Raw genomic sequence first — 24,131 nt, 5'->3', positions numbered from 1 at the left:
ACCCCGCCGCCGGTAGGGTGACGCGTCGTGGACCTCGCCCACTTCCGCGACACGATCGGCAGGCGGTGGCCGATCGTGCTGGCGTCGACGCTGCTGTGCGGCGCGTTCACCGGGGTCCTCGCCGAACGCCGGCCGCCGGTCTACCGGGCCGAGACCCAGATGGTCGTCACGTTCGCCGCCGAGAAGTCGGCGGCACCCCAGCCCCGCCCGTCGGCCGACGAGGCGGGCCGGCTGATGCAGCGGCGGGTGAAGACGTACGCCACGATGATGAACACTCCCCGGCTGACCCGCCCGGTGATCGACTCGCTCGGACTGCCGTACACCACCGACGACCTGGCCGGCCGCGTCGTCGCGTCGTCCACGGTGGACACCATGGCGATCGACGTGGCGGTCACCGACCGGTCCGCCGCCACCGCCGCGGCGATCGCCGCCGCGCTCGCCGCCGAACTGCAACGGATCGCCGGACGCGACCTGCCGCCCGCCGGGCTGGGGCTCAAGGCCCACGTCGCGGTGGTCCGGGCCGCCGCGCCGCCGCCGCGTCCCGAGCCGGTGCGGTGGCAGTGGTACGCCGTCGGCGGCGCGCTCGGCGGCCTCGCAGTCGGGGCCGGCATCGCCCTGGTGCTCGGCTACCGCCGGGCCGGCACTCCGGTGAGCGCTGACGTGCGGACGCTCTGGGCCACAGTGGCCCGCCGCCGTCCGCCTGCTCCGGACACGGCGGCCTCGGACACGGCGGCCTCGGGCGCAGCGGCCGGTGGCCCGGCCGGGGTGCCGGGTCAGAGTGACGGCCGCGTGGCCGACGCCTCCGTGAAGGAGCGGCAGGCGTCGTAGCCGGGCAGCAGCCCCGCCGCGCGCGCCTGCGCCAGGAGCGGTGCCGCCGCGTCCCGCTCGGACAGCAGCGGCGTCGCCGCCGGCCAGTCGATCCCGAGGTCCGGGTCGAGCGGATGCACAGTGTGCTCGGCCGCCGGGTTGTACGTGGCGGAGCAGAGGTAGCTGAGCGTCGCGTCGTCGGTCAGCGCGCAGAACCCGTGCCCCAGGCCCTCAGCCAGGTAGACGGCCCGCCGGTCGGTGTCGTCGAGGCGTACCGCCTCCCACCGGCCGTACGTCGGCGAGCCCGCCCGCACGTCCACCACCACGTCCAGCACCGCCCCGCGTACGCAGGTGACGTACTTGGCCTGGCCGGGCGGTACGTCGGCGAAGTGGATGCCGCGCACCACGTCCCGCGCGGAGACGGACAGGTTGGCCTGCGCGAGCCGCAACGGATGCCCGACCGCCTCGGCGAGCCGGTCGAAGCGGTACCACTCCAGGAACAGACCCCGCGGGTCGCCGTGCTGACGCGGGGTCACCTCCCAGGCGCCCTCGATGCTCAGCGGACGGATCTTCACGCCGCGCTCCCCGAGCCGGACCGCTCGGCCAGCAGGCCCAGCAGGTATTCCCCGTAACCGCTGCGGGCCAGCGGGTGGGCCAGCATCCGCAGCCGCTCGTCGTCGATCAGCCCGGACCGCCAGGCGACCTCCTCGACGCAGCCGATCTTCATGCCCTGGCGTTCCTCGATCACCCGGACGAACTCGGCGGCCTGCATCATCGACGTGAACGTGCCGGTGTCCAGCCACGCGGTGCCCCGGTCGAGCAGCGTCACCATCAGGTCGCCCCACGCCCGGTACGTCTCGTTGATAGCGGTGATCTCCAGCTCGCCCCGGGCGCTCGGGGTCAGCTTGCGGGCGATGTCGACCACCCGGTTGTCGTAGAAGTAGAGGCCCGGCACCGCGTACCGGGAGCGGGGGCGGGCCGGCTTCTCCTCGATCGACAGCACCCGGCCGGCGTCGTCGAACTCGACCACGCCGTAGTCCTGCGGGTTGGCGACCGGGTACGCGAAGACCCGCCCGCCGTCCGGCTCGCCGTGCTGGGCGAGCTGCCGGCCGAGCCCGACACCGTGGAAGATGTTGTCGCCGAGGATCAGCGCCACCGACTCGTCGCCGATGAAGTCGGCGCCGAGCAGGAACGCCTGCGCGATGCCCTCCGGGCGGGGCTGCTCGGTGTACGCCAGGCGCAGCCCCCACTGGCTGCCGTCGCCCAGCAGCCGCTCGAACTGGGCGCGGTCCTCCGGCGTGGTCACCACCAGGATCTCCCGTACCCCGGCCATCATCAGAGTGGAGAGCGGATAGTAGACCATCGGCTTGTCGAACACCGGCATGAGCTGCTTGGAGACGGCCCGGGTGATCGGCCAGAGCCGGGATCCGGTGCCACCGGCGAGAAGGATTCCACGCACCCGCGGAGACTACCCGCGGCGCCGCCGCCCCCGTGGCCCGTCGACGTCCCGCCCGGCCTGCCGGTACGGCGTAGACTCCACGATCCGTGAGGATGCTCGTCACCGGCGGCGCCGGCTTCATCGGGTCGGAGTACGTGCGGATGCTGCTGGGCGCGCCCGGCGGCGACGCGGCCGGGGTGCCGGTCGAGGGCCCCGCCGCGCTCACCGTGCTGGACAAGCTGACCTACTCCGGCAACCTCGCGAACCTCGCGCCGGTGCGCGACGATCCCCGGCTGCGCCTCGTCCGCGGCGACATCTGCGACCCGGTCCTGGTCGGCGACGTGGTGCCCGGGCACGACGTGATCGTCCACTTCGCCGCCGAGTCGCACGTGGACCGTTCGATCACCGGCGCCGCCCCCTTCGTCACCACGAACGTGCTCGGCACCCAGACGCTGCTGGACGCCGCGCTGCGGCACGGCGTGCGCCGGTTCGTGCACGTCTCCACCGACGAGGTGTACGGCTCGATCGACTCCGGCTCGTGGACGGAGAGCTGGCCGCTGGCGCCGAACTCGCCGTACTCGGCCTCGAAGGCCGGGTCGGACCTGCTGGCGTTGTCCTACCACCGCACCCACGGCCTGGACGTCGTGGTGACCCGCTGCTCCAACAACTACGGGCCGTACCAGTTCCCGGAGAAGGTCGTGCCGCTGTTCGTGACCAACCTGCTCGACGGCGGCACCGTGCCGCTCTACGGCGACGGCGGCAACGTCCGGGACTGGCTGCACGTGCACGACCACTGCCGGGGCGTGGCGATGGTGCAGGAGAAGGGGCGGGCCGGCGAGGTCTACCACATCGGCGGCGGCACAGAGCTGACCAACCGGCAGCTCACCGAGCGGCTCCTGGCGGCGTGCGGGGCCGGCTGGGACCGGGTCGTGCCGGTCACCGACCGCAAGGGCCACGACCGCCGCTACTCGCTGGACATCAGCAAGATCAGCAGCGAGCTGGGGTACGCGCCGAGCATCGACCTCGACCGGGGCCTGGCCGACACGGTCCGCTGGTACCGGGACAACCGGGCCTGGTGGGAGCCGCTGAAGAGGGCCGGCCACCGATGACCCGGGTGCTCGTCACCGGCGCGGGCGGGATGCTCGGGCGGGACCTGCTCGCCGTGCTGCGGACCCGGCCGGACCTGACGGTCACCGCCGCCGCCCGCGCCGACCTCGACCTCACCGACGCGCACGCGGTCCGGGGCGCGGTCGCCGGGCACGACGTGGTGCTCAACGCCGCCGCGTGGACCGACGTGGACGGCGCCGAGACACGCGAGCGGGACGCCACAACGGTCAACGGCGACGCGGTCGCCGCGCTGGCCCACGCCTGCGCCGGGTCCGGTGCGCGGCTCGTGCACGTCTCCACCGACTACGTGTTCGCAGGCGACGCCGCCGAGCCGTACCCGGAGGACGCCCCGACCGGCCCGGTCAACGCGTACGGGCGCGGCAAGCTCGCCGGGGAGCAGGCGGTGGCCCGGCTGCTGCCCGAGACCGGGTACGTGGTGCGTACCGCCTGGCTGTACGCCACCCACGGACGCAACTTCGTCACCACGATGCTGCGGCTGGCAGCCGAACGCGACCGGCTCGACGTGGTGGACGACCAGCGCGGGCAACCGACCTGGTCGTACCGGCTCGCGGAGCGTCTCGTGGCGCTCGCCGACGCGGCGCTCGCAGGCGACGCGGCTCCCGGGACGTACCACGGCACCGCCGCCGGCGAGACGACCTGGTACGGCCTGGCCCGCGCCGTCTTCGCCCTGCGTGGTCTCGACCCGGACCGGGTCCGGCCGACCACGAGCGACCGCTTCCCGCGCCCGGCGCCGCGCCCGCACTACAGCGTGCTGGCGCACGGCCGGTGGGCGGCGACGAAGCTGCCGCCGCCGGGCCACTGGCACGCGGACCTGACCGAGGCGCTCAGCGGCCCCCGCCCCGGAAGACCTCGGTGACGGTACGCAGCACGATCTTGATGTCGAGCCAGAGCGACCAGTTCTCGACGTAGTAGTTGTCGAACCGCGCCCGGTCCGAGATCGGCGTGTCCCCGCGCAGGCCGCTGACCTGCGCCAGCCCGGTGAGCCCGACCGGCACCCGGTGACGCATCGCGTACCTCGGGTATTCCATCGAGAACTTCTCCACGAAGTACGGCCGCTCCGGCCGGGGCCCCACCACGCTCATCTCACCGCGCAGGATGTTCCACAGCTGCGGCAGCTCGTCCAGCGACGCGCGCCGCATGAACCGGCCGATCGGGCCGACCCGCTCGTCGTGCGCGATGGACCAGGTGGTCTGCGACTCGTGCTCGTCGGCCGGACGCATGGACCGGAACTTGACGACGTGGAACGGCTTGCCGTACCGGCCGATGCGCTCCTGGCGGAAGAACACGTCCCGGCCGCCGTCGAGAAAAGTGGCGACGGCGCAGAGCAGCAGCAGCGGGCTCAGCAGCACCAGGGCGGTCACCGCGAACACCACGTCGGAGGCGCGCTTGAGCCGCCACCGGGGACCGGTGAGCGTGGTGTCGCCGATCTTGATGATCGGGATGGCACCGATGTGGTCGGGGTGGCCGCCCTGCGACCGTGACCCCCACAGGCGCGGCACCGCCCACAGGTCGCAGCGGGAACTGGCCGGGCGCAGCAGCGACTCCATCAGGTCGGCCTCGGAGCAGTCCGGGTCCGCGATGACCAGGACCTCGCACTCCAGCATCTCGGCGAGCTTCTCCAGGTCGTCGATGGTGCCGATGAGCGGCGCAGCGCCGAGGCGCGGCCGCGACGGGGCGTCGACAGCGCCGACGAACCGCAGCCCGTACTGCGGGTAGCGGCGCAGCAGCCGGGCCAGTTCGGCGCCGATCGGCCCGCCGCCGATGACTATCGCGTTGTGCTCGACCCACCGGCGCCTGCGGGCCAGCAGGATGAGCCGGCTGTTCAGCGCCCGCCCGACGATCACCAGGGCGGCGGAGAGCGCGACGCCGCGCACGAAGCCGCTGACGTGCGGCACCGAGTCGTGCCGCAGCGCCGCGATGATCGCCCCCACCGCGCCGGAGGCCAGCAGCCGGCCGCCGAGGGTCGGCAGCTCGTCCAGGATGCTGATGTGCCGGCGCGGCCGGTAGAGCCCGCCCGCGGCGAACAGCCCCACGGTGAGCGCGGCGTTGAACAACGTGCCACGCCAGTAGTCCTGGGTCAGCAGCAGCGGCGCGAGCAGCGCCGCGACGTCGATGGGCGCGGTCACCATCCAGGCCCGCAACCGCCGGGTACGCGTCGACGCGCGCGATCCCGCGTACGGCAGTACCGTCGTCGTGTCCAGACCGCCGTCCATCGGCGCGTTCATGGACACACCGGACGGTGGCGCGGACGGATGCTCGAACGCCGGCAGGCGTGGCATGGTCGATCCTTCCCCGTTACGCCCCCGGCCCGGATGCGGAGACCGGCGGCGATCGCAGGATACGAGCGGCCCCGCCCCGCCGCCAGCACCGGCATGACAGATCGACGTCCTACTTTCCGCTGGCGGCGAGGATCTCGGGGACCGAGTCGCGGCGCACCGCGTCGAACAGCGTCTTCGACCGGGCCGGATCGGGAAGCACGACGCTCTCGGTGCCGACCCGGCCGGTGCCCTTCACCGGGCAGGTGAAGAACGTCAGGTTGTCGCCGCGCAGGCCACGCATCTCCATGGCCAGGTCCACCAGCGACAGCGACTCGTCGACAGCCACCGAGTCGGACGTGGCACGGACGAACGAGTTGAGCTTGGCCGGGTTGGCCAGCACCCCACCCGAGGCGGCCTTGTCGAGGATGGCCTTGATCACCTGCTGCTGGTGCCGGATCCGCGCGAAGTCGCCGTCGGGGAAGGCGTGCCGCTCCCGCGCGTAGTCCAGCGCGGCGGCCCCGTCCATGATCTGCCGGCCCTTCTCGAAGGTCCGGGTGCCGATCAGCGAGTACTTCGTGGTGAAGCCCTTCTCCACCTCGATCTCGACACCGCCGAGCGCGTCGATGATCTCCTTGAAGCCGGCGAAGTCGACCATCGCCACGTTGTCCACCCGTACGCCGCTGAACTTCTCCACCGTCTGCACCATCAGCGGCACGCCGCCCCAGGCGTACGCGGCATTGATCTTCGCGTCGCGACCGCCGCGGCCCTCCTTCGACTTGGGGACGGCCGTCCAGGTGTCGCGGGGGATCGAGATGAGCTGGGCGCTCGACCGGTCCTTCGGCAGGTGGGCCAGGATGATCGTGTCGCTGCGCGAGCCGCCGGTGCTCTCCGGATCGCGGGAGTCGCTGCCCAGGATCATGATGTTCATGGCGCCCTTGGCCTCGACCTGCGGCCGCGACTCCTCCGGCACCCCCTCGAAGGCGTCGACCCGCTCGATGGACTTGTCGACCGAGCGGTAGTAGAGGCCACCGGCCAGGGCGCCGCCGCCGGTGAGCAGCACGACCACGAGCAGCACGACCAGGGCGATCCGCCGGCCCCGGCGGGGCCGCGGCCGATTCTCTGCCACGGGCCCCGGCTCCACATCGGAGCCCTGCGCGTGCGGGCCGGAATCGGTGAGCTGGTGGCGATCTGACATGCCGCGATGCTACTGATTCGCCTCGTACCGTGTGGACCCGCGCCCGGACGGTGACGCCCCGGCGGCGCGGGACCGCCGCGGTGAGGTGGCCGGGCCCGCGCCTCGCCGCCGGGTGGCCGCCGGATCGATGATGCGCGGCGAACTCGGCGCCCTGCTGGGCCCCGCCACGGCGGCGGCGCGCGACGAGACCCGTGACCGGGTCCGCTGGGCCGGCGACGCCCGGCTGCCGGTCGAGACCGGCGTCTGGCGCGTCCGCCTGGAGGTCTCGCTGCGGCAGCGCCCCGACCTGGCCGGCGGGCTGGCCGGTGTCGTCTCCACCGCCCGCGCGCTGCGCCCGGTTTAGCTTTCGCTTAGCTCGCTTGTCCGGCGGCAGGCCGGTCCGGCAGCATCGACCGGCGTGACCGACGGCACCGCACCGATCCCGCCGACCTCCGGCGACGCGCCCGGCCCCGCCACCCCGGACGGTCGTCGCCAGGTGGCCACGCGCCGTCGCCGCCTGGCCGCCGCCGGCCTGGTCACCGTCGCCGCCGCGGTCGCGGTGACCCTCGCGGTACGCGGCGGCGCGGCCCCGGCCTGCGCCGCCCCGCCTCCGCGCGCTGCCGTGGCCGCGCTCCCGTCCGTGGCCGCCGCGCTCCCGCCCGGTGCCGCGATGCCGGTGGCTGCCGCTCCGCCCGTCGGCGGCGCGACGCGCAGCGGCAAGGCGACCTTTTACGACTCCGAGGGCGCCGGCGGCAACTGCTCCCGGCCGGCCGCGCCCGCCGACCGGATGTACGTCGCGCTCGGCCCGGACGAGTACGCCTCCGGCGCCTCCTGTGGCGGCTTCCTCGACGTCACCGGCCCGCGCGGCACCGTCCGGGTGCTGGTGATGGACCAGTGCCCGGAGTGCGCGCCCGGCCACCTCGACCTCTCCGCCGAGGCGTTCGCCCGGATCGCCGACCCGGTGCAGGGAGTGGTGAAGGTCAGCTACCGGGCGGTGGTGAACCCGAAGTTGCCCGGCCCGCTCACCTTCCGGATGAAGGAGGGCTCGTCGCAGTGGTGGTTCGCCGTCCTGGTCGGTGACCACGGCAACCCGCTGCGCTCGGTCGAGGTGCGGCGCGACGGCTCGTGGCGTACGGCCCAGCGGCAGGACTACAACTACTGGTTGATCGGGTCCGGGGCCGGTCCCGGCCCGTACGAGATCCGGGTCACCGACGTGTACGGCCACCGCGCGACCGCGACCGGCATCCGGATGCTCCCCGGCCAGGTGCAGCGCAGCAAGACCCGCATGTACGGCGCCGACCCCGCCACCGCCGGATCCACCCCGAAGAAGCCGATCCCCACACCCCGGACCCCCGCCCCCAGCCCTTCCACCCGCACAACGTCGCCGGCCCCCGCCGCCGCCCCGGTGGACCCCGTCGTGCAGGCAGCCGCCGCTCCTCCCACCCCGCCACCCTGCTCCTGACCCCGCCCGCCCCCGGCGCCCCGGCTCGCCGATCTTGCACTTGCGGCCCTCGATCTGCCCTGGACGCGGCTTTTGTGGGGGCGGAAGTGCAAGATCGGCGGGGCAGGCTAGGGCGGGGTCAGGGGGAGGTGGGGAGGTCCAGCCACATGAGGATCTCGTCGCGGGTGTCGGTGGGGGACAGGCGCAGTGCGGCGGGGAGACGGCCGATCTCGCGGTAGCCGAGCCGCTTGTAGAAGCGGTCCAGCCCCAGGCCGTCGCGGACCGTCACGTGCAGCGCCGCCAGCCCGAGGCCGCTGGCGATCCGTTCGGCCTCGCGCATCAGCGCCGCGCCGTGGCCGCGTCCCTGTGTGTCGGGGTGCACCATGACGCGCTTGAGCACCCGCCAGTGCGTTTTGAGGTGGAACCGGTTGTCGGCGATGACTAGAACCGCGACCAGCTTCTCACCCTCGTAGCCGGCGAGCAGCCGGTCCGGCCCGTCCGCCACCTCGTCGAGCGTCGAGGTGGCGACCGGGCGTACCTCGTCGGCGGTCACCGGGGCGACGAAGCCGACGGCACCACCGGCGTTCGTCACGTCCACCCAGAGCGCGGCGATCTGTTCGCGCAGTTCGGGGGTCAGGTCGGGGTCGAGTACGAAGCGCAGGTCCACGACGCCATCCTGCGCGTGACGACGCGGCCCGGACCCGTGTTCGTGATGCGGGTGACACAGTTGATGGTGCGGGAGGGGGGTTTCGAACCCCCACGTCCTCTCGGACACAGGCTCCTAAGGCCTGCGCGTCTGCCGTTCCGCCACTCCCGCCGACCCGCTGAGTCTAGAGCGTCACGCCGCAGCCGTGTGTACTCCGGGCCGCGACCGGAGCGACCTCAGTCGAGGCCGAGGTCCCGGCGCAGCTTGGCGACGTGACCGGTGGCCCGCACGTTGTAGAACGCCTGCTCGATCTTGCCGTCCTCGTCCACCACGAACGTCGAGCGGATCACGCCGGTGACCGTGCGCCCGTACATCTGCTTCTCGCCGAACGCGCCGTACGCGGTCAGCACCGCCTTGTCCTCGTCGGAGACCAGCGGGAACGTGATGGCGTCCCGGTCGCGGAACTTGGCGAGCTTGGCCGGTTTGTCCGGCGAGATCCCCACCACCTCGTAGCCGGCGGCCTGGAGCGAGGCGAGGGAGTCCCGGAAGTCACACGCCTGCTTGGTGCAGCCGGGCGTCATGGCGGCCGGGTACGCGTACAGGATGACCTTGCGGCCGCGCAGGCCGGTCAGGGACAGCGTGCCGCCGTCGTCGGTGGGGAGGGTGAACTCGGGTGCGGGGTCGCCGGGCTTGAGGCGGTCGGTCATGACGGTGACGATACCGCCGGGCCGGCACGGCGGCGGCACGGCGACGCGCGGGCGCGGTGACGGCCATCATTTGCAGTTGCAAGATATTGGCAACAGTGCCTCCCTGGAAATACGCTGAGCGCGTGGACACCCTGGCGATGCACATCTCCAACGGGATCATCAACGGTCCGGTCGCCGCGATCTTCGCGGCCTTCGCGCTGGCCGCGCTCGCCTTCTGCGTACGTCGGGGCCGGGCCGACCTCGACGACCGGCTCGCCCCGATGGCCGGTTTGGTGGCGGCGTTCATCTTCGCCGTGCAGATGCTCAACTTCCCGATCTTCACCGCCGGAGTCAGCGGTCACCTGCTCGGCGGCGCGCTGGCCGCGATGCTCGTCGGCCCCTGGGTGGGCGCGCTCTGCGTCGCCGTGGTGCTGATCGTGCAGGCGCTGGTCTTCGGTGACGGCGGGGTTGCCATGCTCGGCCTCAACATCACCAACATGGCGTTGCTCGGCACCGCCGCCGCGTACCTGCTGATCGCGCTCCTGCTGCGCGTGCTGCCGCGCAGCCCGTCCGGGCTGGCGGTGACCGCGTTCGTGTCCGCGCTGGTCAGCGTGGTGGTCGCGGCCCAGGGCTTCGTCCTGCAGTACTGGCTGGGCGGCACCACCGACCTCGGCGGCAACCTCACCGGCCTGGCCGGCACCATGGCCTTCGCCCACCTGCTGATCGGCGTCGGCGAGGGCCTGATCACCGCGACCACAGTGGTCACGGTCGCCAAGGTCCGGCCCGACCTGGTGTACGCGCTGCGTGCCCTCAAGCCGGCCACGCCGGCTCCCGCCGTCCCGGTCGCCGGAGGTGCCCGATGAGCAAGCGTCACTGGCCGTTCCTGCTCGGCGGCCTGCTGGTGGCCCTGCTGCTGGCCGGCGTGGTCAGCAACTACGCCTCCTCGCACCCGGACGGGCTCGACTCGTCGCTGCTCAAGGGCTGCACGGTGAACGCCGACGACGAGATCACCGGCGGTAGCTGCCCGGCCCAGCAGGCCAAGGACCACGAGCTGGCGGACAGCCCGCTCGCCGACTACGGCGTGCGCGGGATCGGCAACGACTTCGTCTCCACCGGCCTGTCCGGCGTACTCGGTGTGCTGCTCACCTTCGCGGCCAGCGGCGGCCTGTTCTGGCTGGCCCGCCGTCGCGGGCCGGCGACGCCCGCCGCGCCGGCCACGCCGGCCGCTACCGCCGACCGGGCGGACGAGGCCGCAACCCCGTCCGGCGGCACCCGCTGACCATGGGCGCCGGGCACCCGCACGTCCTCTACCGCGAGTCCGGCTCGCCGGTGCACCGCCTCCCGCCGGAGGTGAAGATCGCCGCGATGGTGCTGTTCACCGTCGCGGTGGTGGCCACGCCACGGGAGGCGTACTGGGCCTTCGGCGGGTATGCGCTCCTGGTCGCCGTGGTGGCCGCGCTCGCCCGGGTCGGCCCGCGCTGGCTGCTCAGCCGGGCCCTGATCGAGCTGCCGTTCGTGCTGTTCGCGTTCGCCCTGCCGTTCCTGGGCGCGGGGGAGCGGGTCGAGGTGGCCGGGCTCGCCCTGTCCGTCGACGGGCTGCACGGCGCCTTCAACATCCTCGCCAAGGGCACCCTCGGCGTACTCGCGTCGCTTCTGCTGGCGGCGACCACGACGACGCGTGACCTGCTGCTCGGCCTGGACCGGCTGCGCTGCCCGCAGATCCTCACCCAGATCGCCACGTTCATGCTGCGCTACCTGGAGGTGCTCGTCGGCGAGGCCCGCCGGATGCGGGTGGCGCGGGTGTCCCGCGGCGACGACCCGCGGTTCCTGTGGCAGTTGCGCGGCTTCGCCGCCGGGGTCGGCGCGCTGTTCCTGCGCGCCTTCGAGCGCGGCGAGCGGGTCTACCTGGCGATGCTCTCCCGCGGCTACACCGGCCGGATGCCGACGGCGTGGCAGGGGGCCGGCGCGGCCACCGCCGGCCAGTGGGTGGCCGCCGCGACGGTGCCGGCGATCGCGGCCACCATCGCCGCCGTCGCGCTCGTCCTGCAATGATCGGGTACGTGCAGCAGCCGCCCTCCCTCGACGTCGACGGCGTCCGGTACGCGTACCCGGACGGTCACGTCGCCCTGCAGGGGGTGGATCTGACCGTGCCGCGCGGCGAGCGGGTGGCGCTGCTCGGGCCCAACGGCGCCGGCAAGACCACGCTCGTGCTGCACCTCAACGGCATCCTCACCCCGACCGAGGGCACGGTGAGCGTCGGCGGCCTGACGGTCGGCCGCGACCGGGACACGCTGGCCGAGGTACGCCGCCGCGTCGGCATCGTCTTCCAGGACCCGGACGACCAGCTGTTCCTGCCCACAGTCGCCGAGGACGTCGCGTTCGGCCCGGCCAATTTGGGCCTGCGCGGGGCCGAGCTGGCCGCCCGGGTCGACGAGGCGCTCGCGGCGGTCGGGATGAGCGAGCACCGGGACCGGGCGCCGCACCACCTGTCGTTCGGGCAGCGGCGCCGGGTGGCGGTGGCGACGGTGCTGGCCATGCGCCCGGAGATCCTGGTGCTGGACGAGCCGTCGTCGAACCTCGACCCGGCCGCCCGGCGGGAGCTGGCGGAGATCCTGCGCGCTCTGCCGGTGACGCTGCTCATGGTCACGCACGACCTGCCGTACGCGGCCGAGCTGTGCCCCCGCTCGGTGATCCTGGACGGTGGCCGGATCGTCGCCGACGCCCCCACCGCGGACCTCCTGTCCGACGAGGCGCTGCTGACCGCCCACCGCCTGGAGCTTCCCTACGGCTTCGCCCCCGCCCGACCCGGCCCCCGCCCGACCTGACCCGGTCCGGGGGCGAGTGCGGCGGGGGTGGGTCGGGAGCAGTGTGAATCTTGGTACGAAAGGGCCGGGGGCCGGGGCGCTTCACTCATCGATCGCCGGGGCGGGGCGGGTCAGGGAGTGGGGTTCGGGTGGAGGGTGGGGCGGGCCGCTCGTGCGGCGGCGCGCAGGCGCAGCAGGCCCGCCGCCACCGCGCCGGCGCCCGTCGCCAGGCCCACCACCACGAGCACCCGGACCAGCACGGCCGGGCCGGCGGCCGGGGGGATCGAGCGGGACAGCGCGGCGAGGTTCGTCACTCCGGCGAACAGCGTGAGGCAGGCGCCGGCCAGCGCGAGCACGAAGTCGGCGGCCGGGCGGCGGGCCAGCGCGTACCCACCGGCGGCGAGTGCGCCGAGCCCGGTGAGCAGCGTCCAGACCTGACCGGTGACCAGCTCGGCGAGCGTTCCGCCGACGCCGGGGGCGCCGGTGTCCAGCGCGCGGGCGACCGTCAGCGCCACCGTGGCGGCGCCGCCCGCGGCGAGCAGCGCGCCGACCGCGCGCAGTGCCCGCACCCCGGCGGCGGTGCCGCCCGGCGCCAGCCCGGCCGCGCCGATCAGCAGGAAGCCCAGCGTGGCGGCCACCCACCAGGGGTACGGGTCGGGTGGCGGCACCCAGTCCAGCGTGCCGCGTACGGCTCCGGTGGTGTCACCGGCGCGCAGCGGCACGGTCCAGTCGCGTACCCGGTGTTCCCGGTCCGGGGCGGCGGCGACGGCGAGCGGCGGGGCGTCCTCCCGCCACAGCGTGCGCTGGTCGTGCCAGCGGGCGGTGGGCCCGTCGTCGATCCGCCGCCAGTCGGGCGCGGCGGCCGGGTTCGCCTCGGCGGGCAGCCGCGTCTCCCCGGCCAGCGTCCGGTTCAGGTACGTGGCGGGGGAGTGGAGGTTCTCGTACACGCCGGCCGGGCCGACGCGCAGGTACGGCTCGCCGGAGTAGCCGAGCACCGTCACCTCGGCGCCGGTGTCGTTCGTCAGCTCCAGCCGCGCGCCGGCCTCCACCATGCGCGCGGTCAGCCCGGGGCGGTCCGGGTCGACGTCGCTGATGGTGGCTCGGTAGTCGGTGCCGTCGGGCGCGTCCGCGCCGTGCGCGGCGGCCGGCGCGGCGAGCGTGAGCAGCGCGGTGGCCGCGCCGGCGAGCACCAGCGCGACCCGGCGCAGGGGTGTCGTCACCTGCCGGCCGCCTCCACCGCCGACTTGATCCCCTCGGGGCTGCGGTCCTGGAGCTCACTGCCGTTGACCTTGATGGTCGGGGTGCCGGTCACGCCGGCCTTGCTCGCCTCGTCGGTGACGTGCTCGGTCCACGGCCGGTACGTGCCGTCGGAGACGCAGGAGGCGAACTCGTCGCGGTTCAGCCCGACGCCCGCGCCGATGTCGACGAGCTCGTCGTTGCTGAGCCCGGCGCCGCCCTCCGGCGGCTGCCTGTCGAAGAGCTGCTCGGTGAACTCGCGGAACTTGCCGTCCTCCGCGGCGCAGCCGGAGGCGGCCGACGCCCGGGTCGAGTATTCCGTGGTGGAGAAGCGGTTCAGGAACGCCACCGGGTGGAACACCAGCTTCGCCTTGCCCTCGTCGACGAGCTGGTCGAGCGTGTCGCCGTTGACCTGCTGGAACTGCTTGCAGGCGGGGCAGAGGTAGTCCTCGTACAGGTCGATGGTGACCGGCCCGGTGCCCAGCACGATGCCGGTGCCGGCGTCGTTGGCCCCGGGCGGGGCGGTGAACTCGTCGGACTTCTGGCTCGAGTACACGGCCCAGCCGATGCCACCGGCGATGACGAGCACCAGCACCGCGGCGATCGAGGTCCAGAGCGTGCGCTTGCGCCGCTTCTCCCGGGCGATCTGCTCGCGTACGACCCGGGCCGCGTCCTTGCGCCCCTTGCGACTACTCATCGTCGTCCTCCACGGTGTCGTCGCCCGCCAGCCACCCGTCCACGGAGAACGGGGTGCGGGGCCAGATCAGCAGGAACCCGGCGAGTACCAGGAACCCGAGGTCCCGGAGGATCTCCGGGAGGTAGCTGGGCGTCTGGCCGGCGGCGAGCTGGCCGCCGCTGCCGAAACACCCGCAGTCGATGGCCAGGCCGCGCGCCCAGGCCGAGGCGATGCCCGCGACGAAGACCACGAGCAGCGCCGCCGACACACCGGCGCTGATCCGGGTGGCGAGCCCGACGAGCAGCAGGACGCCCAGGGCCAGCTCGACGAACGGCAGCGCCGCGCCGATCACTGTGGCCACGTCGTACGGCATCACCTGGTAGGCGTTCACGGCCCGGCCGGAGGCGGCCAGGTCGCCGACCTTGGTGCCGCCGGCGATCAGCCACACGGCTGCGAGTCCGAGGCGGGCCGCGACGCCGAGCCAGGGCCGCAGGGTCTGCCAGCGGCCGGCCCGGGAGGGGGAGGGGGTCACAGTCATTCGTCGTCCGAGCGCCACGAAAGGTTCCCGCTATCCGGCCAGCGTGTCGCCGACAGCGTCGACCAGTTCGTCGCGGGCGCGGGCCACCCGGGAGCGGATCGTGCCCACCGGCACCCCCTCCACGTCGGCGGCCTCGGCGTACGACAGGCCGAGCAGTTGGGTGAGCACGAACGCGGAGCGCCGCTCGGCCGGCAGCCGGCGGACCAGGTCGGTGGCACCGAGTTGCCCGGCCGGGTCCGGGTACGGGCGGTCGGTGGCGGCCTGGGCGGCGAGCCGCGCGTCGAGCCGGCGGCGGCGCACCACGGTGCGCAGGTGGTCGGCGCAGGCCCGGCGGGCGATCCCGAGCAGCCAGGTACGCACGCTGGAACGCCCCTCGAAGCCGGGCAGCGCCCGGAAGGCCCGCAGGTACGTCTCCTGGGTCAGGTCGTCTGCGGTGTCCGGGTCGACGAGCGCGGCGGCGAAGCGCCACACCTCGGCCTGGGTGGCCCGGACGAAGGCGGCCTGCGCGTCGCGGTCCCCGTCGCGGGCGGCCAGCGCCCAGCCGGTGGCAGCGTCGAGCGCCGACTCGGGGCGGTCGGCGGCGGTGTCGCGCGGGCCGGGGATCACGTCACCCGAGGTTACGCGGCGTACCTGGACAGGACAGGGTCCTTCGACCCATTCCGTGGTCCCGCACACTCCGGGAACTTCTCCCGCCCGCTCTCCGACTACCCTCCTATGACCTCCGAGCAGGGCCGGCGTGGTGCGCGCCGCGGTGCCGGGTGGGCGCTCGGTCACGCCCGCCGGGCACCGGCTCGCCGGACCCGCCCCGGTTCGGGAACCATGGCGGTCATGACTGCTGCCGTACCCCGCCCGTCCCGGGTCGTCGCCGCCCGCTCCGGGGCCGTTGCCGGGCTGCTGCTCCTGCTGGTCGCCCTGCTGCTCGTCCCGGCCACCCCGGCCGCCGCCCACGCGGTGCTGGTGAGCAGCAGCCCGGCCGCCTCCGCCGTGGTGCCCGAGGCGCCCGCCCAGGTGGTGATCACGTTCAGCGAGGGCGTCCGGAAGGTGCCCGGGAAGGTTCGGGTGATCGCCCCCGACGGCTCACGCGCCGACCGGGGCGAGCCGACGTTCCAGGGCGCCGAGGTCACCATCCCGGTGGATCCCGCCGCCGGGCGCGGCACCTACCTGGTGAGCTACCGGGTGATCTCGGCCGACAGCCACCCGGTCTCCGGCGCCTTCACCTACTCCGTCGGCGCGCCGTCCGAGCCGCCCACCGACAGCGGCTCGGACAACCGGGCGAACCTGGTCACCGAGAACGCGGTGAAGGTGGCGAAGTTCGCCGGATACACCGGTCTGCTGCTGCTCGTCGGCCCGGCGCTGGTGCTGGCCGCGCTCTGGCCGCGCCGGCTGTCCCGCCGGGGACCGGCGCGGCTGGCCTGGACCGGGCTCGGCGTGCTGGCGGCGGCGACGATCGCCGAGGTGTGGCTCCAGGTGCCGTACGTCAACGGGGGCGGCCTGTTCGACGTGACCGGTTCCGGCCTGAGTGACGTGCTGGGCAGCGCCTACGGCACCACCCACCTGGTCCGGCTGGGTCTGCTCGCCGCGGCGGCGTTCCTGCTCCGGCCGCTGTTCGCCGGTCCGATCGGCCGTACCGACGGGATCATCCTGGCGGTCCTCGGCGGCGCGGCGCTGTTCACCTGGCCGCTGGCCGGGCACGCGGCGGCCTCGCCCGCGCCCGCGGTGTCGGTGGTGGTGGACGCGGTGCACCTGGGCGGCATGGCGGTGTGGCTGGGCGGCCTGGTCATGCTCACGGTTTTCCTGCTGCGCCGGGCCGACGAGCGTGAGCTGGACGCGATCCTGCCGATCTGGTCCCGCTGGGCGGCGCTCGCGGTGACCGCGTTGCTGCTGGCCGGCACCGTGCAGGGCCTGATCGAGGTGGCCGGCGTGCAGGCGCTGTTCGGGACCACGTACGGCCGGCTCCTGCTCGCCAAGATCGTGCTGTTCGCACTGGTGATCGGCGTGGCCGCGTACTCCCGGGCGCTGGTGCGGCGGCGGGTCGCCGCCGGCCGGCCGGGTTCGATGCGGCGGGCCGTGGTGGCCGAGCTGGTGATCACGGCGGTGGTGCTGGGCGTGTCGGCGACGCTCGTGCAGACCACTCCGGCGCGGACCGCCGCCGCGGACGTCGCCGGAACCGAACAGGGCTACTTCTCCACTACGCTGAGCAGCCCGATCTACTCGCTGGAGGTCCAGCTGGACCCGGCCGAGACCGGGAACAACTCGATCCACCTGTACGCCTACACCAAGGACAACCGCCCCCAGCCGGTGCAGGAGTGGAAGGTCACCGCCGCGCTCCCGTCGGCCGGGATCGAGCCGATCACCGTCCCGCTGCTGCCGCTGAGCGACAACCACGCCACCGGTGAGGTCAACCTGCCGGCCCGGGGTGACTGGCAGGTGCGCATCACCGTCCGCACGTCCGACATCGACCAGGCCACGGTGACCGCCACCGTGCCGATCAAGTAACGGAAGGTCCCATCTGATGATCCGTCTCCGGCGTCCCGCGACAGTCGCCGCGCTGACCCTCACCGCAGTGGCCACGGCCGTCCTCGGCCTGGCCGGTCCGGCCTCGGCGCACGTCACGATCAACCCGGCCGAGGGTACGCAGGGCGGCTACGGCCGGTTCGCGTTCCGGGTGCCGAACGAGAGCGACACGGCGTCGACAGTCAAGGTCGAGGTGAACCTGCCGGAGAACGCCCCGGTCGGCTCGGTCTCCACCATGCCGGTGGCGGGCTGGACGGTCGCCGTGGAGAAGCGCAAGGTCGACCCGCCGATCGAGGTGCACGGCAGCCAGATCACCGAGGCGGTCTCCAAGCTGACCTTCACCGCCGCGCCGAACGGTGGTGTGAAGCCGGGCGAGTTCCAGGAGTTCCCGGTGTCGATGGGCCCGCTGCCGCAGGCCGACACGATGGTGTTCAAGGTGCTCCAGACGTATTCCGACGGCAACGTCTCCCGGTGGATCGAGGAGCCGACGCCGGGCGCGGAGGAACCGGAGAACCCCGCGCCGGTGCTCGAACTGGCCGCGGCGGCGCCCGCCTCGCCGGGCGCGAGCGCGCCGGCCGCCACGGCCGACGACGACGATGACGACGACGCCGGGTCCGGCGCGGCCACCGCCCTCGGCGTGGCCGGCCTGGTCGCCGGGCTGGGCGGCCTGGCCCTCGGCGGCCTGGCGTTCGCCCGTACCCGGCGGGAGCCTGCCGCGAAGTCCTGAACGTGAGCGACGGCACCGGCCCGGCGGGACGATCCGCCGGGCCGGTCGCCGTCGGCGGACGGGTGCCGCCGATATCCGGCGATCGGCCGACGCGCGTCGGTAAGGTCGGCCGGGTAGTTGGCTACCGAGAGGGACGACGCGAATGCGTTTCGTACGCACGATCGCCGGCGTGGTGCTGCTGGCGTTGGGGATTCCGGCGCTGCTGGCGGGCGGAGGTCTGTGGCTGGCCGCGCGGCAGGCCGGCCCGGACGGCGGCTTCGACGCCCGGTTCGAGCCGGTCCGCACGCCCGCCTCCGTGGTGCTGGTGACCGACGTGGACGCGTTGCTGCGCGCCGACCTGCCGCTGGCGCGCACCGGTCAGGCCCGGCTGCACCTGACCGCCCGGGACGACGACGGCCCGGTCTTCCTCGGCCTCGCCCCGGCCGACCAGGTGCGAGGGTGGCTGGCCGACGTCCCGCACAGCACCGTGCGCCGCGTGGCGGTCACCCGAGGCCCGCTGCCGGTCGACCTGGACCCGGCCACCGCCGGCGCCGGCATCGCCGCGCCGACGGCTCAGTCCTTCTGGGTACGGGAGGGCGTCGGCTCCCTGGAGTGGAGCCCGTCGGAGATGTCCGGCCGGTCGCTGAGCCTGGTCGTCATGCGCGTGGACGGCGCGGCGGGGCTCGACCTGCGAATGCGCGCCGAGTTGCGGGCCGGGTGGTTCCCGGGACTGGCGTGGGTGCTGCTGGTCGGCGGGACGTTGCTGGTGCTCCTCGCCGTGGTGGTGCTGCTGCGCCCGCTGCGGCCCCGTGAGGTGGTCTTCGTGGTCGAGCCGGACCAGGTGCCGGTGCTCGCCGGGCGTCTCGGCGTGACCTCGCTGTCCGGGCTGGGCCACCAGCCGGGCCCGGCGTCGCGACCCGAGCGGCACCTGGTGGCGGTGGGCTCCGGCGCCGGGCGGACCCGCGCGGCGATCGCTGCGCCGCCGGGCCGGTGCCCCGGCGACCAGGACTGACGACGAGAACCCGAACGGCCCTCCGCGCTGCCGACGCGGAGGGCCGTTCTTCACCGGGGGATCGGTGCTACCTGGGAGAAAACTGAGGTAGTTGCTCCTAGATTAGCGCTGATCGCCGTTCGTTGCGAGGTGTGTCCGTTCAGTCCGTTTCATTGGTTCCTCGCCCGCATGCCGACGGATCGGCAGTACGGCCAGCACAAGCAGGCTGAGCAGCACGTACACGTTGCGGACGACGAAATCGACCGGGTCGTCCGTGTGCACGATGGCGGTACCCCAGTCCTGGAACGTCACCAACCCGTACACGATCGGCAGACCCACGACGGCGACCAGCGCGAAGAGGCCGCCGCGACGGCGGGCCCCGGCGGGCGTCGCCGGATCGGCGTCCAACGCGGCGTCGACGAGCACCACCAGCGCGGGGATGAACCAGTACAGGTGGTGGATCCAGGTGATCGGGCTGACCAGGCCACCCACCAGCCCGGTCAGGGTGAGACCCACGAGCGCGTCGCCCGCCCGGGCCGCGCGCGCCGCCCGCCACAGGCCGAACGCGGCCACCGCCAGCGCGAGCAGCAGCCACAGCAGCCGGCCCGGTTCGGCCGGCGCGGTCAGGCGGCTGAGCAGCCCGAACAGCGACTGGTTCCCGGTGTAGTCGGTGCGGCCCACCCGGTCGGTGGCCCACAGCTCGTGGGTCCAGAAGCGCCACGAGTCACCCGGCGCGACCGCCGCCGCCAGCAACGTGGCCGCCGCCGCGGTCACCGCCGCCACGGCCGCCGCTCGCCACTTGCGGGCAACGAGCAGGTAGAGCAAGAAGATGCCGGGGAAGAGCTTCAGCGCCGTGGCCAGGCCCACGCCCACGCCGGCCCAGCGCCGCCCCTGCGGTACGGCGAACAGCAGGTCGGCCAGGATCAGCACCACCAGCAGCATGTTGATCTGCCCGAGCGTGAGCGTCTCCCGGGTGCTCTCCACCGCCAGCACCAGCAGCACGGCGACGGTCAGCCCGAAACCGCGCGGCAGCTGGTGCCGCCGCAGCACCGGCAGCACCAGCCAGCGGGTGGTCAGCACCACGGCGGCGAGGGTCAGCACCGCGAAGACGACGATGGCCACCCCGAGCCGCAGATGCCCGAACGGGGCCAGGAGCAGCGCCGTGAACGGGGGATAGGTGAAGTAGAGCGCGCCCTGCACCCGGTCCGGCTGGACGTAGTCGTAGAGCGGGTGCCCGGCCGCCCACCAGTCCATCGCCGACATGTAGATCTTCTGGTCGTAGTAGTCGTGCCGCAGGTTGCGCAGGTAGGGCGCCGGCAGGATCGCGATCAGCGCCAGCACCGCGACCACCCGCCGCACCGCACGCGGACCCGCGTCGTCGCGGGGGACGGCGGGTGGGTCGACGGGTTCAGCTGGCACGCAGGAAACCCTAGCGGTCCACCTCGGCCACCGTGCCCAGGCGCGGGCGGGTCGGCGGCGCGTAGTCTGTTCCAGTGGCTGATCTTCTCGTCTGGATCGACTGTGAGATGACCGGGCTGGACCTGCGGCGCGACGCGCTGATCGAGGTCGCGGCGCTGGTCACCGACCCCGATCTCAACGTGCTCGGTGACGGCGTCGACGTCGTGATCCACGCCGACGACGAGGCGCTCGACGCCATGCCGGAGATCGTGCGGACCATGCACGCCAAGTCCGGGCTCACCGATGAGGTACGCCGCTCGACGGTGACGCTGGCCGAGGCCGAGGACATGGTGCTCGACTACGTGAGCAGCTACGTGAAGGATCCGCGTACCGCCCCGCTGTGCGGCAACTCGATCGCCACCGACCGGGGCTTCCTGGCCCGCGACATGACCCGGCTCGACGCGCACCTGCACTACCGGATGATCGACGTGTCGTCGATCAAGGAGCTGTGCCGGCGCTGGTACCCGCGGGTGTACTTCGGGCAGCCACAGAAGGGCCTCGCCCACCGGGCACTCGCGGACATCCGGGAGAGCATCCGCGAGCTGGAGTACTACCGGCGGACCGTGTTCGTGCCGCTGCCGGGGCCGGACGTTGAGGCCGCGAAGGCGATCGCCGCCGAGCTCTGACGCCCGCGCCGAACCCGGTGGACGAGGTCGGCCGGAGTGTGGCTATGATTAGTCCGCGCACCGCCCGGGCGACCGGAGCGGCGAGCATGGTGGCTGTAGCTCAGTTGGCAGAGCACCGGGTTGTGGTCCCGGTTGTCGTGGGTTCAATTCCCATCAGTCACCCCAACACGAAGCCCTCTCCTTCGGGAGAGGGCTTCGTCGTGTACGGGGGTCAGGGGGTCGGCTCGACGCTGGGCGTCCCGGCGTCCGGGGTGACGTCGGCGGCCGGCGGATCGTACGGCAGGGCACTGCCCTTGACGTACTCGTCCCAGCTCATGTTCCAGTCGGTCCAGCCGTTGCCGTTCTGGAGCTTGCGCTCGGTGCCCTTGACGGTGATCGGGTCACCGATGCGGGTGTTGGCGAACAGCCAGCTGCCTTCCTTCATCGAGACGTTGACGCAGCCGTGCGACACGTTCGTGCGGCCCTGCACGCCCTCGGACCAGGGCGCGGCGTGGATGAACTCGCCGCCCCAGGTGAGCCGCTGGGCGTAGTCGATCTCGGTGCGGTAACCCTCCTCCGGGCCCAGTTCCTCCATGGTGTCGAAGACCGTGTGCCGGAGCTTCTCGATCACCACCATGGTGCCGCTGGAGGAGGGGGTGCTCTTCTTGCCCAGGCTCACCGGGATGGTCTTGACCACCTTGCCGTCGCGGGTGACCGTCATCCGCTTGGTGCTGTTGTCGACGGACATCACGAGCGCCGGACCGATCTTGATGTCGACGCTGAGGTCGGCGCGGCCGTACCAACCGCCGCCCAGCGGCAGCCCGCCCGCCTGCACCCGGTAGCTGACGGTGCTGTTGGCCTTCCAGAACGTCTTGGGCCGGTAGCGCACCTCGGTCGGGCTCACCCAGTGCCAGATGCCCTCCTGGGCCGGCTTCGAGGTGACTGTCATCCGGCGCTGGATGTCGTCGCGGTAGTCCTCCGGGATGGCCCGGCCGAACTTCACGATCAGCGGCATGCCCACGCCCACGACCTGGTCGTCGCCGAGGAAGCTGGTGATCCGGATCTGCTTGGCCGGCTTGGCCATCGTGGTGAACGTGCTGGTGGCGGTGGCGGCCTTGCCGTCGTCGCCGGTCGCGGTGACGGTCGCCGTGTACGTCTGCCCGTACTCCAGGGCCGAGGACGGCAGCCAGCTCCCGCCGTCCGCCGCGAGCGTGCCGTCGACGACCGTGCCGGCGGCGTCCTTCAGCTCGACCGTGGTGTCCTGCGCCTCCTTCGTGGTGAAGGTGATGGCGGTGGACGCGGGCACGTCCTTGGCGTCGGCGGCGGGCTCGCTGATGGTGGCCGCCGCCTTCGGGGCCTCCTCGCCGCCGTCGCCGCCCTGCCAACTCGACGGCTTGTCGCCGCCGCCGCTGGTGCAGGCGGTCAGGGCCATCGCGGCGGCGAGCAGCCCGGCTGCCAGCGCACGGCGGCGGCCGACGCGTCGGACGCTCGCGCCCCGGATCGGTTCGTCCTGGCCAGCTCGCATGACTCCCTCACAAGGTGATGCCGTTCCCCGTCGTCTCAGGTCAGACGCGCCGGAGCGGGTACGCGTTGCCGGACGTGAAACGGAACACCCACGTCATGTAACGATTCCGCTGTCGTCCGGCGCTTCGTCGGAGGTGGCGTGTCCGACCACGTTACGCCCGTCAGAACGGCGCCGGCTGCCCGCCCTTCGGAACCGGCAGCGCGCTGCCGGCGACGAACTGCGACCAGCTCATGCTCCACGCCGTCCAGCCGTTACCAGGGGCCAGGCGGCGCTCGGTGCCCTTCACCGTGATCGGGTCGCCCACGAGCGTCTTGCCGAACAGCCACCGGCCGTCGGCCATCGACACGTTGACGCAGCCGTGCGAGACGTTGCGCCGCCCCTGCACACCCTCGGACCAGGGCGCGGCATGGATGTACTCGCCGCCCCAGGTGATCCGCTGGGCGAAGTCGATCTCGGTGACGTACCGGTTGGCCGGGTCCGGCTCGTCGCGGGTGTCGAAGACGGTGGCCTCCTTCTTCTCCATCACCACCATCGTGCCGCTGGAGGAGGGGGTGCTCTTCTTGCCCAGGCTCACCGGCAGCGTACGGATCACGCTGCCGTCCTCGGAGACCGTCATCTGCTTGGTCGCGTTGTCCACCGTCATCTCGAACGCGCGCCCGATCCTGGCGGTGGCGCTGCGGTCGATGTTGCCGTACCGGCCGTTGCTCAGCGGGATCCCGGCCAGCGCCAGCCGGACCGTGATCGTGGTGCCGGTCTTCCAGTACTCCGGGGCGCGGTAGTACGCCTGGGTGCCGTTACCGACCCAGTGCCACGCGCCGGGCTGCGGCGGGTCGGTCTGCACGAACATCCGCTTCTGCACCGCGGCCCGGTCCTTCTTCGGGATGCCCGGCGAGAACTCGGCGACCACGGGCATGGCCACCCCGTACGTCTTGCCGCTGAACATGTAGAGACCGGAGCCGATCATCGACTTGGGCTTGGCCATCGTGGTGAACGTGCTGGTGCCCTGGTAGGTCTGGCCGTCCCTGCCGGTGCCGGTGACAGTGGCGGTGTACTTGGTGCCGTACTCCAGCGCGGCCGACGGCACCCAGCTGGAGCCGTCGCGCCGCATCCGCCCGGCGACGCCGGCGCCGTCGGCGGTGGCGACTACCACCTTCGACACGGTGCCACCACCGGGGATGCGGGCGCTGATCTCGGTGCTGACCGGCCGGCCGTCCGCGCCGTCGGCCGGGCTCACGGTCAGCGGCGGTGCGGCGGCGCTGTCGCTCGGTGCGACGCTCGGATCGGGGGCGGCGGACGAGACGCCGCCGACCTGCTGCTGGCCGGGCATGAACTCCGGCTTCCTCCCCTCGTCGCCGCGGCATCCGGTCAGTGCCAGCGACGCCGTCAGGACCAGGGCGCCCACCATCGCCCCGGCCCGCGCGAACCTGCCCATGCCCACCCCTGTCCTCGCGTGCCTGGCGGACATCGTGCCGTATCGACGCTCCTGCGCCCGTCCCCGCG

Annotated in this window: 26 protein-coding genes and 2 tRNA genes; 14 read left to right on the top strand and 14 right to left on the bottom strand. The window is 73.3% G+C overall.

Annotated elements, in window-relative coordinates; translation table 11 throughout:
- Positions 1-27 precede the first annotated feature (27 nt).
- Positions 28-828 (top strand): YveK family protein, encoded by an 801-nt coding sequence (locus GA0070215_RS13115; protein ID WP_091045737.1) that lies wholly within the window; start codon positions 28-30, stop codon positions 826-828.
- On the opposite strand, the gene rfbC is transcribed toward GA0070215_RS13115, so the two are convergent.
- A complete protein-coding gene (gene rfbC / locus GA0070215_RS13110; protein WP_018786661.1) occupies positions 774-1,382 on the bottom strand; it encodes a dTDP-4-dehydrorhamnose 3,5-epimerase in 609 nt (202 codons plus the stop codon). The two genes, GA0070215_RS13115 and rfbC, sit on opposite strands and share 55 nt — an antisense overlap.
- Positions 1,379-2,266: a glucose-1-phosphate thymidylyltransferase RfbA gene (rfbA, locus tag GA0070215_RS13105; protein ID WP_091045734.1), complete on the bottom strand. Its 888-nt coding sequence runs from the start codon at positions 2,264-2,266 to the stop codon at positions 1,379-1,381. The genes rfbC and rfbA overlap by 4 nt, the downstream gene beginning before the upstream one ends.
- A gap of 86 nt (positions 2,267-2,352) precedes the next feature.
- Between rfbA and rfbB the strand changes: the two genes are divergently transcribed.
- A complete protein-coding gene (rfbB, locus tag GA0070215_RS13100) occupies positions 2,353-3,354 on the top strand; it encodes a dTDP-glucose 4,6-dehydratase (RefSeq protein WP_091045730.1) in 1,002 nt (333 codons plus the stop codon).
- Positions 3,351-4,229, top strand: a complete 879-nt coding sequence (gene rfbD / locus GA0070215_RS13095) for a dTDP-4-dehydrorhamnose reductase (RefSeq protein WP_091045727.1) — start codon at positions 3,351-3,353, stop codon at positions 4,227-4,229. The genes rfbB and rfbD overlap by 4 nt, the downstream gene beginning before the upstream one ends.
- Here the strand turns inward: rfbD and GA0070215_RS13090 are convergent.
- Together GA0070215_RS13090 and GA0070215_RS13085 are read right to left on the bottom strand one after the other, a co-directional pair.
- The gene (locus tag GA0070215_RS13090; RefSeq protein ID WP_091045724.1) at positions 4,198-5,652 is read right to left on the bottom strand and encodes a sugar transferase; all 1,455 of its coding nucleotides are present in this window, start codon (positions 5,650-5,652) and stop codon (positions 4,198-4,200) included. The genes rfbD and GA0070215_RS13090 overlap by 32 nt on opposite strands.
- Before the next feature lie 109 nt (positions 5,653-5,761).
- The gene (locus tag GA0070215_RS13085; RefSeq protein ID WP_091045721.1) at positions 5,762-6,826 is read right to left on the bottom strand and encodes an LCP family protein; all 1,065 of its coding nucleotides are present in this window, start codon (positions 6,824-6,826) and stop codon (positions 5,762-5,764) included.
- A gap of 31 nt (positions 6,827-6,857) precedes the next feature.
- Here GA0070215_RS13085 and GA0070215_RS13080 point away from each other — a divergent pair, with 31 nt between their 5' ends.
- Both GA0070215_RS13080 and GA0070215_RS13075 read left to right on the top strand, forming a co-directional pair.
- Complete coding sequence (locus tag GA0070215_RS13080; RefSeq protein WP_244166976.1) at positions 6,858-7,169, top strand: hypothetical protein; 312 nt, start codon at positions 6,858-6,860, stop codon at positions 7,167-7,169.
- Positions 7,170-7,223: 54 nt separating this feature from the next.
- On the top strand, positions 7,224-8,267 hold the full coding sequence (locus GA0070215_RS13075; RefSeq protein ID WP_091045716.1) for an expansin EXLX1 family cellulose-binding protein: 1,044 nt from the start codon (positions 7,224-7,226) through the stop codon (positions 8,265-8,267).
- Between the two features lie 118 nt (positions 8,268-8,385).
- Here the strand turns inward: GA0070215_RS13075 and GA0070215_RS13070 are convergent, their stop codons facing one another.
- The 3 genes from GA0070215_RS13070 to bcp all read right to left on the bottom strand — a co-directional run bounded on the left by GA0070215_RS13070 (position 8,386) and on the right by bcp (position 9,599).
- The gene (locus GA0070215_RS13070; RefSeq protein WP_091045712.1) at positions 8,386-8,913 is read right to left on the bottom strand and encodes a GNAT family N-acetyltransferase; all 528 of its coding nucleotides are present in this window, start codon (positions 8,911-8,913) and stop codon (positions 8,386-8,388) included.
- Between the two features lie 64 nt (positions 8,914-8,977).
- Positions 8,978-9,063, bottom strand: a tRNA-Leu gene (locus tag GA0070215_RS13065).
- A gap of 65 nt (positions 9,064-9,128) precedes the next feature.
- A complete protein-coding gene (gene bcp, locus GA0070215_RS13060) occupies positions 9,129-9,599 on the bottom strand; it encodes a thioredoxin-dependent thiol peroxidase (RefSeq protein ID WP_026268189.1) in 471 nt (156 codons plus the stop codon).
- Positions 9,600-9,721: 122 nt separating this feature from the next.
- Between bcp and GA0070215_RS13055 the strand changes: the two genes are divergently transcribed.
- From GA0070215_RS13055 to GA0070215_RS13040, 4 genes are read left to right on the top strand one after another with little or no spacing between them, the layout of a single operon-like run.
- Positions 9,722-10,441, top strand: coding sequence for an energy-coupling factor ABC transporter permease (locus GA0070215_RS13055; protein WP_091045709.1), 720 nt, complete (start codon positions 9,722-9,724; stop codon positions 10,439-10,441).
- Positions 10,438-10,857, top strand: a complete 420-nt coding sequence (locus tag GA0070215_RS13050) for a PDGLE domain-containing protein (RefSeq protein ID WP_091045705.1) — start codon at positions 10,438-10,440, stop codon at positions 10,855-10,857. The genes GA0070215_RS13055 and GA0070215_RS13050 overlap by 4 nt, the downstream gene beginning before the upstream one ends.
- A 2-nt stretch (positions 10,858-10,859) precedes the next feature.
- Positions 10,860-11,630: a cobalt ECF transporter T component CbiQ gene (gene cbiQ, locus GA0070215_RS13045; RefSeq protein ID WP_091045702.1), complete on the top strand. Its 771-nt coding sequence runs from the start codon at positions 10,860-10,862 to the stop codon at positions 11,628-11,630.
- The gene (locus tag GA0070215_RS13040; protein WP_091045699.1) at positions 11,627-12,403 is read left to right on the top strand and encodes an energy-coupling factor ABC transporter ATP-binding protein; all 777 of its coding nucleotides are present in this window, start codon (positions 11,627-11,629) and stop codon (positions 12,401-12,403) included. Before cbiQ ends, GA0070215_RS13040 begins: the two co-directional genes overlap by 4 nt.
- Positions 12,404-12,513: 110 nt before the next feature.
- Here GA0070215_RS13040 and GA0070215_RS13035 read toward each other — a convergent pair whose 3' ends face one another.
- The 4 genes from GA0070215_RS13035 to GA0070215_RS13020 are packed head-to-tail and all read right to left on the bottom strand — an operon-like array spanning position 12,514 to position 15,438.
- Positions 12,514-13,602, bottom strand: a complete 1,089-nt coding sequence (locus tag GA0070215_RS13035; protein WP_018786647.1) for a hypothetical protein — start codon at positions 13,600-13,602, stop codon at positions 12,514-12,516.
- Complete coding sequence (locus GA0070215_RS13030) at positions 13,599-14,315, bottom strand: thioredoxin domain-containing protein (RefSeq protein ID WP_091045695.1); 717 nt, start codon at positions 14,313-14,315, stop codon at positions 13,599-13,601. The genes GA0070215_RS13035 and GA0070215_RS13030 overlap by 4 nt, the downstream gene beginning before the upstream one ends.
- Positions 14,308-14,832 (bottom strand): MauE/DoxX family redox-associated membrane protein, encoded by a 525-nt coding sequence (locus GA0070215_RS13025; protein WP_018786645.1) that lies wholly within the window; start codon positions 14,830-14,832, stop codon positions 14,308-14,310. Before GA0070215_RS13025 ends, GA0070215_RS13030 begins: the two co-directional genes overlap by 8 nt.
- 30 nt (positions 14,833-14,862) lie before the next feature.
- Positions 14,863-15,438 (bottom strand): sigma-70 family RNA polymerase sigma factor, encoded by a 576-nt coding sequence (locus tag GA0070215_RS13020; RefSeq protein ID WP_018786644.1) that lies wholly within the window; start codon positions 15,436-15,438, stop codon positions 14,863-14,865.
- A 222-nt stretch (positions 15,439-15,660) separates the two neighbouring features.
- On the opposite strand from GA0070215_RS13020, the gene GA0070215_RS13015 reads away from it, so the two are divergent.
- The 3 genes from GA0070215_RS13015 (at position 15,661) to GA0070215_RS13005 (ending at position 19,064) form a co-directional block, all read left to right on the top strand.
- Positions 15,661-17,328, top strand: coding sequence for a copper resistance CopC/CopD family protein (locus GA0070215_RS13015; RefSeq protein WP_091045982.1), 1,668 nt, complete (start codon positions 15,661-15,663; stop codon positions 17,326-17,328).
- Positions 17,329-17,344: 16 nt separating this feature from the next.
- A complete protein-coding gene (locus GA0070215_RS13010) occupies positions 17,345-18,073 on the top strand; it encodes a YcnI family copper-binding membrane protein (RefSeq protein WP_018786642.1) in 729 nt (242 codons plus the stop codon).
- A gap of 142 nt (positions 18,074-18,215) precedes the next feature.
- Positions 18,216-19,064, top strand: coding sequence for a hypothetical protein (locus GA0070215_RS13005; protein ID WP_091045691.1), 849 nt, complete (start codon positions 18,216-18,218; stop codon positions 19,062-19,064).
- A 102-nt stretch (positions 19,065-19,166) separates the two neighbouring features.
- Here the strand turns inward: GA0070215_RS13005 and GA0070215_RS13000 are convergent, their stop codons facing one another.
- Complete coding sequence (locus tag GA0070215_RS13000) at positions 19,167-20,462, bottom strand: glycosyltransferase family 87 protein (RefSeq protein WP_091045688.1); 1,296 nt, start codon at positions 20,460-20,462, stop codon at positions 19,167-19,169.
- 74 nt (positions 20,463-20,536) lie between these two features.
- On the opposite strand from GA0070215_RS13000, the gene orn reads away from it, so the two are divergent.
- Both orn and GA0070215_RS12990 read left to right on the top strand, forming a co-directional pair.
- On the top strand, positions 20,537-21,127 hold the full coding sequence (orn, locus tag GA0070215_RS12995; protein ID WP_026268187.1) for an oligoribonuclease: 591 nt from the start codon (positions 20,537-20,539) through the stop codon (positions 21,125-21,127).
- Positions 21,128-21,216: 89 nt separating this feature from the next.
- Positions 21,217-21,292, top strand: a tRNA-His gene (locus GA0070215_RS12990).
- A gap of 46 nt (positions 21,293-21,338) precedes the next feature.
- Here GA0070215_RS12990 and GA0070215_RS12985 read toward each other — a convergent pair.
- Both GA0070215_RS12985 and GA0070215_RS12980 read right to left on the bottom strand, forming a co-directional pair.
- Positions 21,339-22,631 carry a L,D-transpeptidase gene (locus GA0070215_RS12985; RefSeq protein ID WP_091045684.1) on the bottom strand — a complete coding sequence of 431 codons (1,293 nt, stop codon included), beginning with the start codon at positions 22,629-22,631 and terminating at the stop codon, positions 21,339-21,341.
- A gap of 160 nt (positions 22,632-22,791) precedes the next feature.
- Positions 22,792-24,063 carry a L,D-transpeptidase gene (locus tag GA0070215_RS12980; protein ID WP_018786637.1) on the bottom strand — a complete coding sequence of 424 codons (1,272 nt, stop codon included), beginning with the start codon at positions 24,061-24,063 and terminating at the stop codon, positions 22,792-22,794.
- Between the last annotated feature and the right edge of the window lie 68 nt (positions 24,064-24,131).

Origin of the sequence: Micromonospora marina, from assembly GCF_900091565.1 — a bacterium.
Classification (GTDB): domain Bacteria; phylum Actinomycetota; class Actinomycetes; order Mycobacteriales; family Micromonosporaceae; genus Micromonospora; species Micromonospora marina.
Note: the sequence above shows the minus strand (reverse complement) of the source record. Positions and strands in the feature narration are given on the sequence as shown.

What these genes read in the sequence shown, in the direction of transcription:
- GA0070215_RS13090 (WP_091045724.1), bottom strand. Translation starts at nt 5,652, where the DNA reads ATGCCACGCCTGCCGGCGTTCGAGCATCCGTCCGCGCCACCGTCCGGT.
- GA0070215_RS13010 (WP_018786642.1), top strand. Translation starts at nt 17,345, where the DNA reads ATGATCCGTCTCCGGCGTCCCGCGACAGTCGCCGCGCTGACCCTCACC.
- GA0070215_RS12985 (WP_091045684.1), bottom strand. Translation starts at nt 22,631, where the DNA reads ATGCGAGCTGGCCAGGACGAACCGATCCGGGGCGCGAGCGTCCGACGC.
- GA0070215_RS13025 (WP_018786645.1), bottom strand. Translation starts at nt 14,832, where the DNA reads ATGACTGTGACCCCCTCCCCCTCCCGGGCCGGCCGCTGGCAGACCCTG.
- GA0070215_RS13050 (WP_091045705.1), top strand. Translation starts at nt 10,438, where the DNA reads ATGAGCAAGCGTCACTGGCCGTTCCTGCTCGGCGGCCTGCTGGTGGCC.
- GA0070215_RS13085 (WP_091045721.1), bottom strand. Translation starts at nt 6,826, where the DNA reads ATGTCAGATCGCCACCAGCTCACCGATTCCGGCCCGCACGCGCAGGGC.
- GA0070215_RS13030 (WP_091045695.1), bottom strand. Translation starts at nt 14,315, where the DNA reads ATGAGTAGTCGCAAGGGGCGCAAGGACGCGGCCCGGGTCGTACGCGAG.
- bcp (WP_026268189.1), bottom strand. Translation starts at nt 9,599, where the DNA reads ATGACCGACCGCCTCAAGCCCGGCGACCCCGCACCCGAGTTCACCCTC.
- GA0070215_RS13005 (WP_091045691.1), top strand. Translation starts at nt 18,216, where the DNA reads ATGCGTTTCGTACGCACGATCGCCGGCGTGGTGCTGCTGGCGTTGGGG.
- GA0070215_RS13040 (WP_091045699.1), top strand. Translation starts at nt 11,627, where the DNA reads ATGATCGGGTACGTGCAGCAGCCGCCCTCCCTCGACGTCGACGGCGTC.
- cbiQ (WP_091045702.1), top strand. Translation starts at nt 10,860, where the DNA reads ATGGGCGCCGGGCACCCGCACGTCCTCTACCGCGAGTCCGGCTCGCCG.
- rfbD (WP_091045727.1), top strand. Translation starts at nt 3,351, where the DNA reads ATGACCCGGGTGCTCGTCACCGGCGCGGGCGGGATGCTCGGGCGGGAC.
- GA0070215_RS12980 (WP_018786637.1), bottom strand. Translation starts at nt 24,063, where the DNA reads ATGGGCAGGTTCGCGCGGGCCGGGGCGATGGTGGGCGCCCTGGTCCTG.
- GA0070215_RS13015 (WP_091045982.1), top strand. Translation starts at nt 15,661, where the DNA reads ATGACTGCTGCCGTACCCCGCCCGTCCCGGGTCGTCGCCGCCCGCTCC.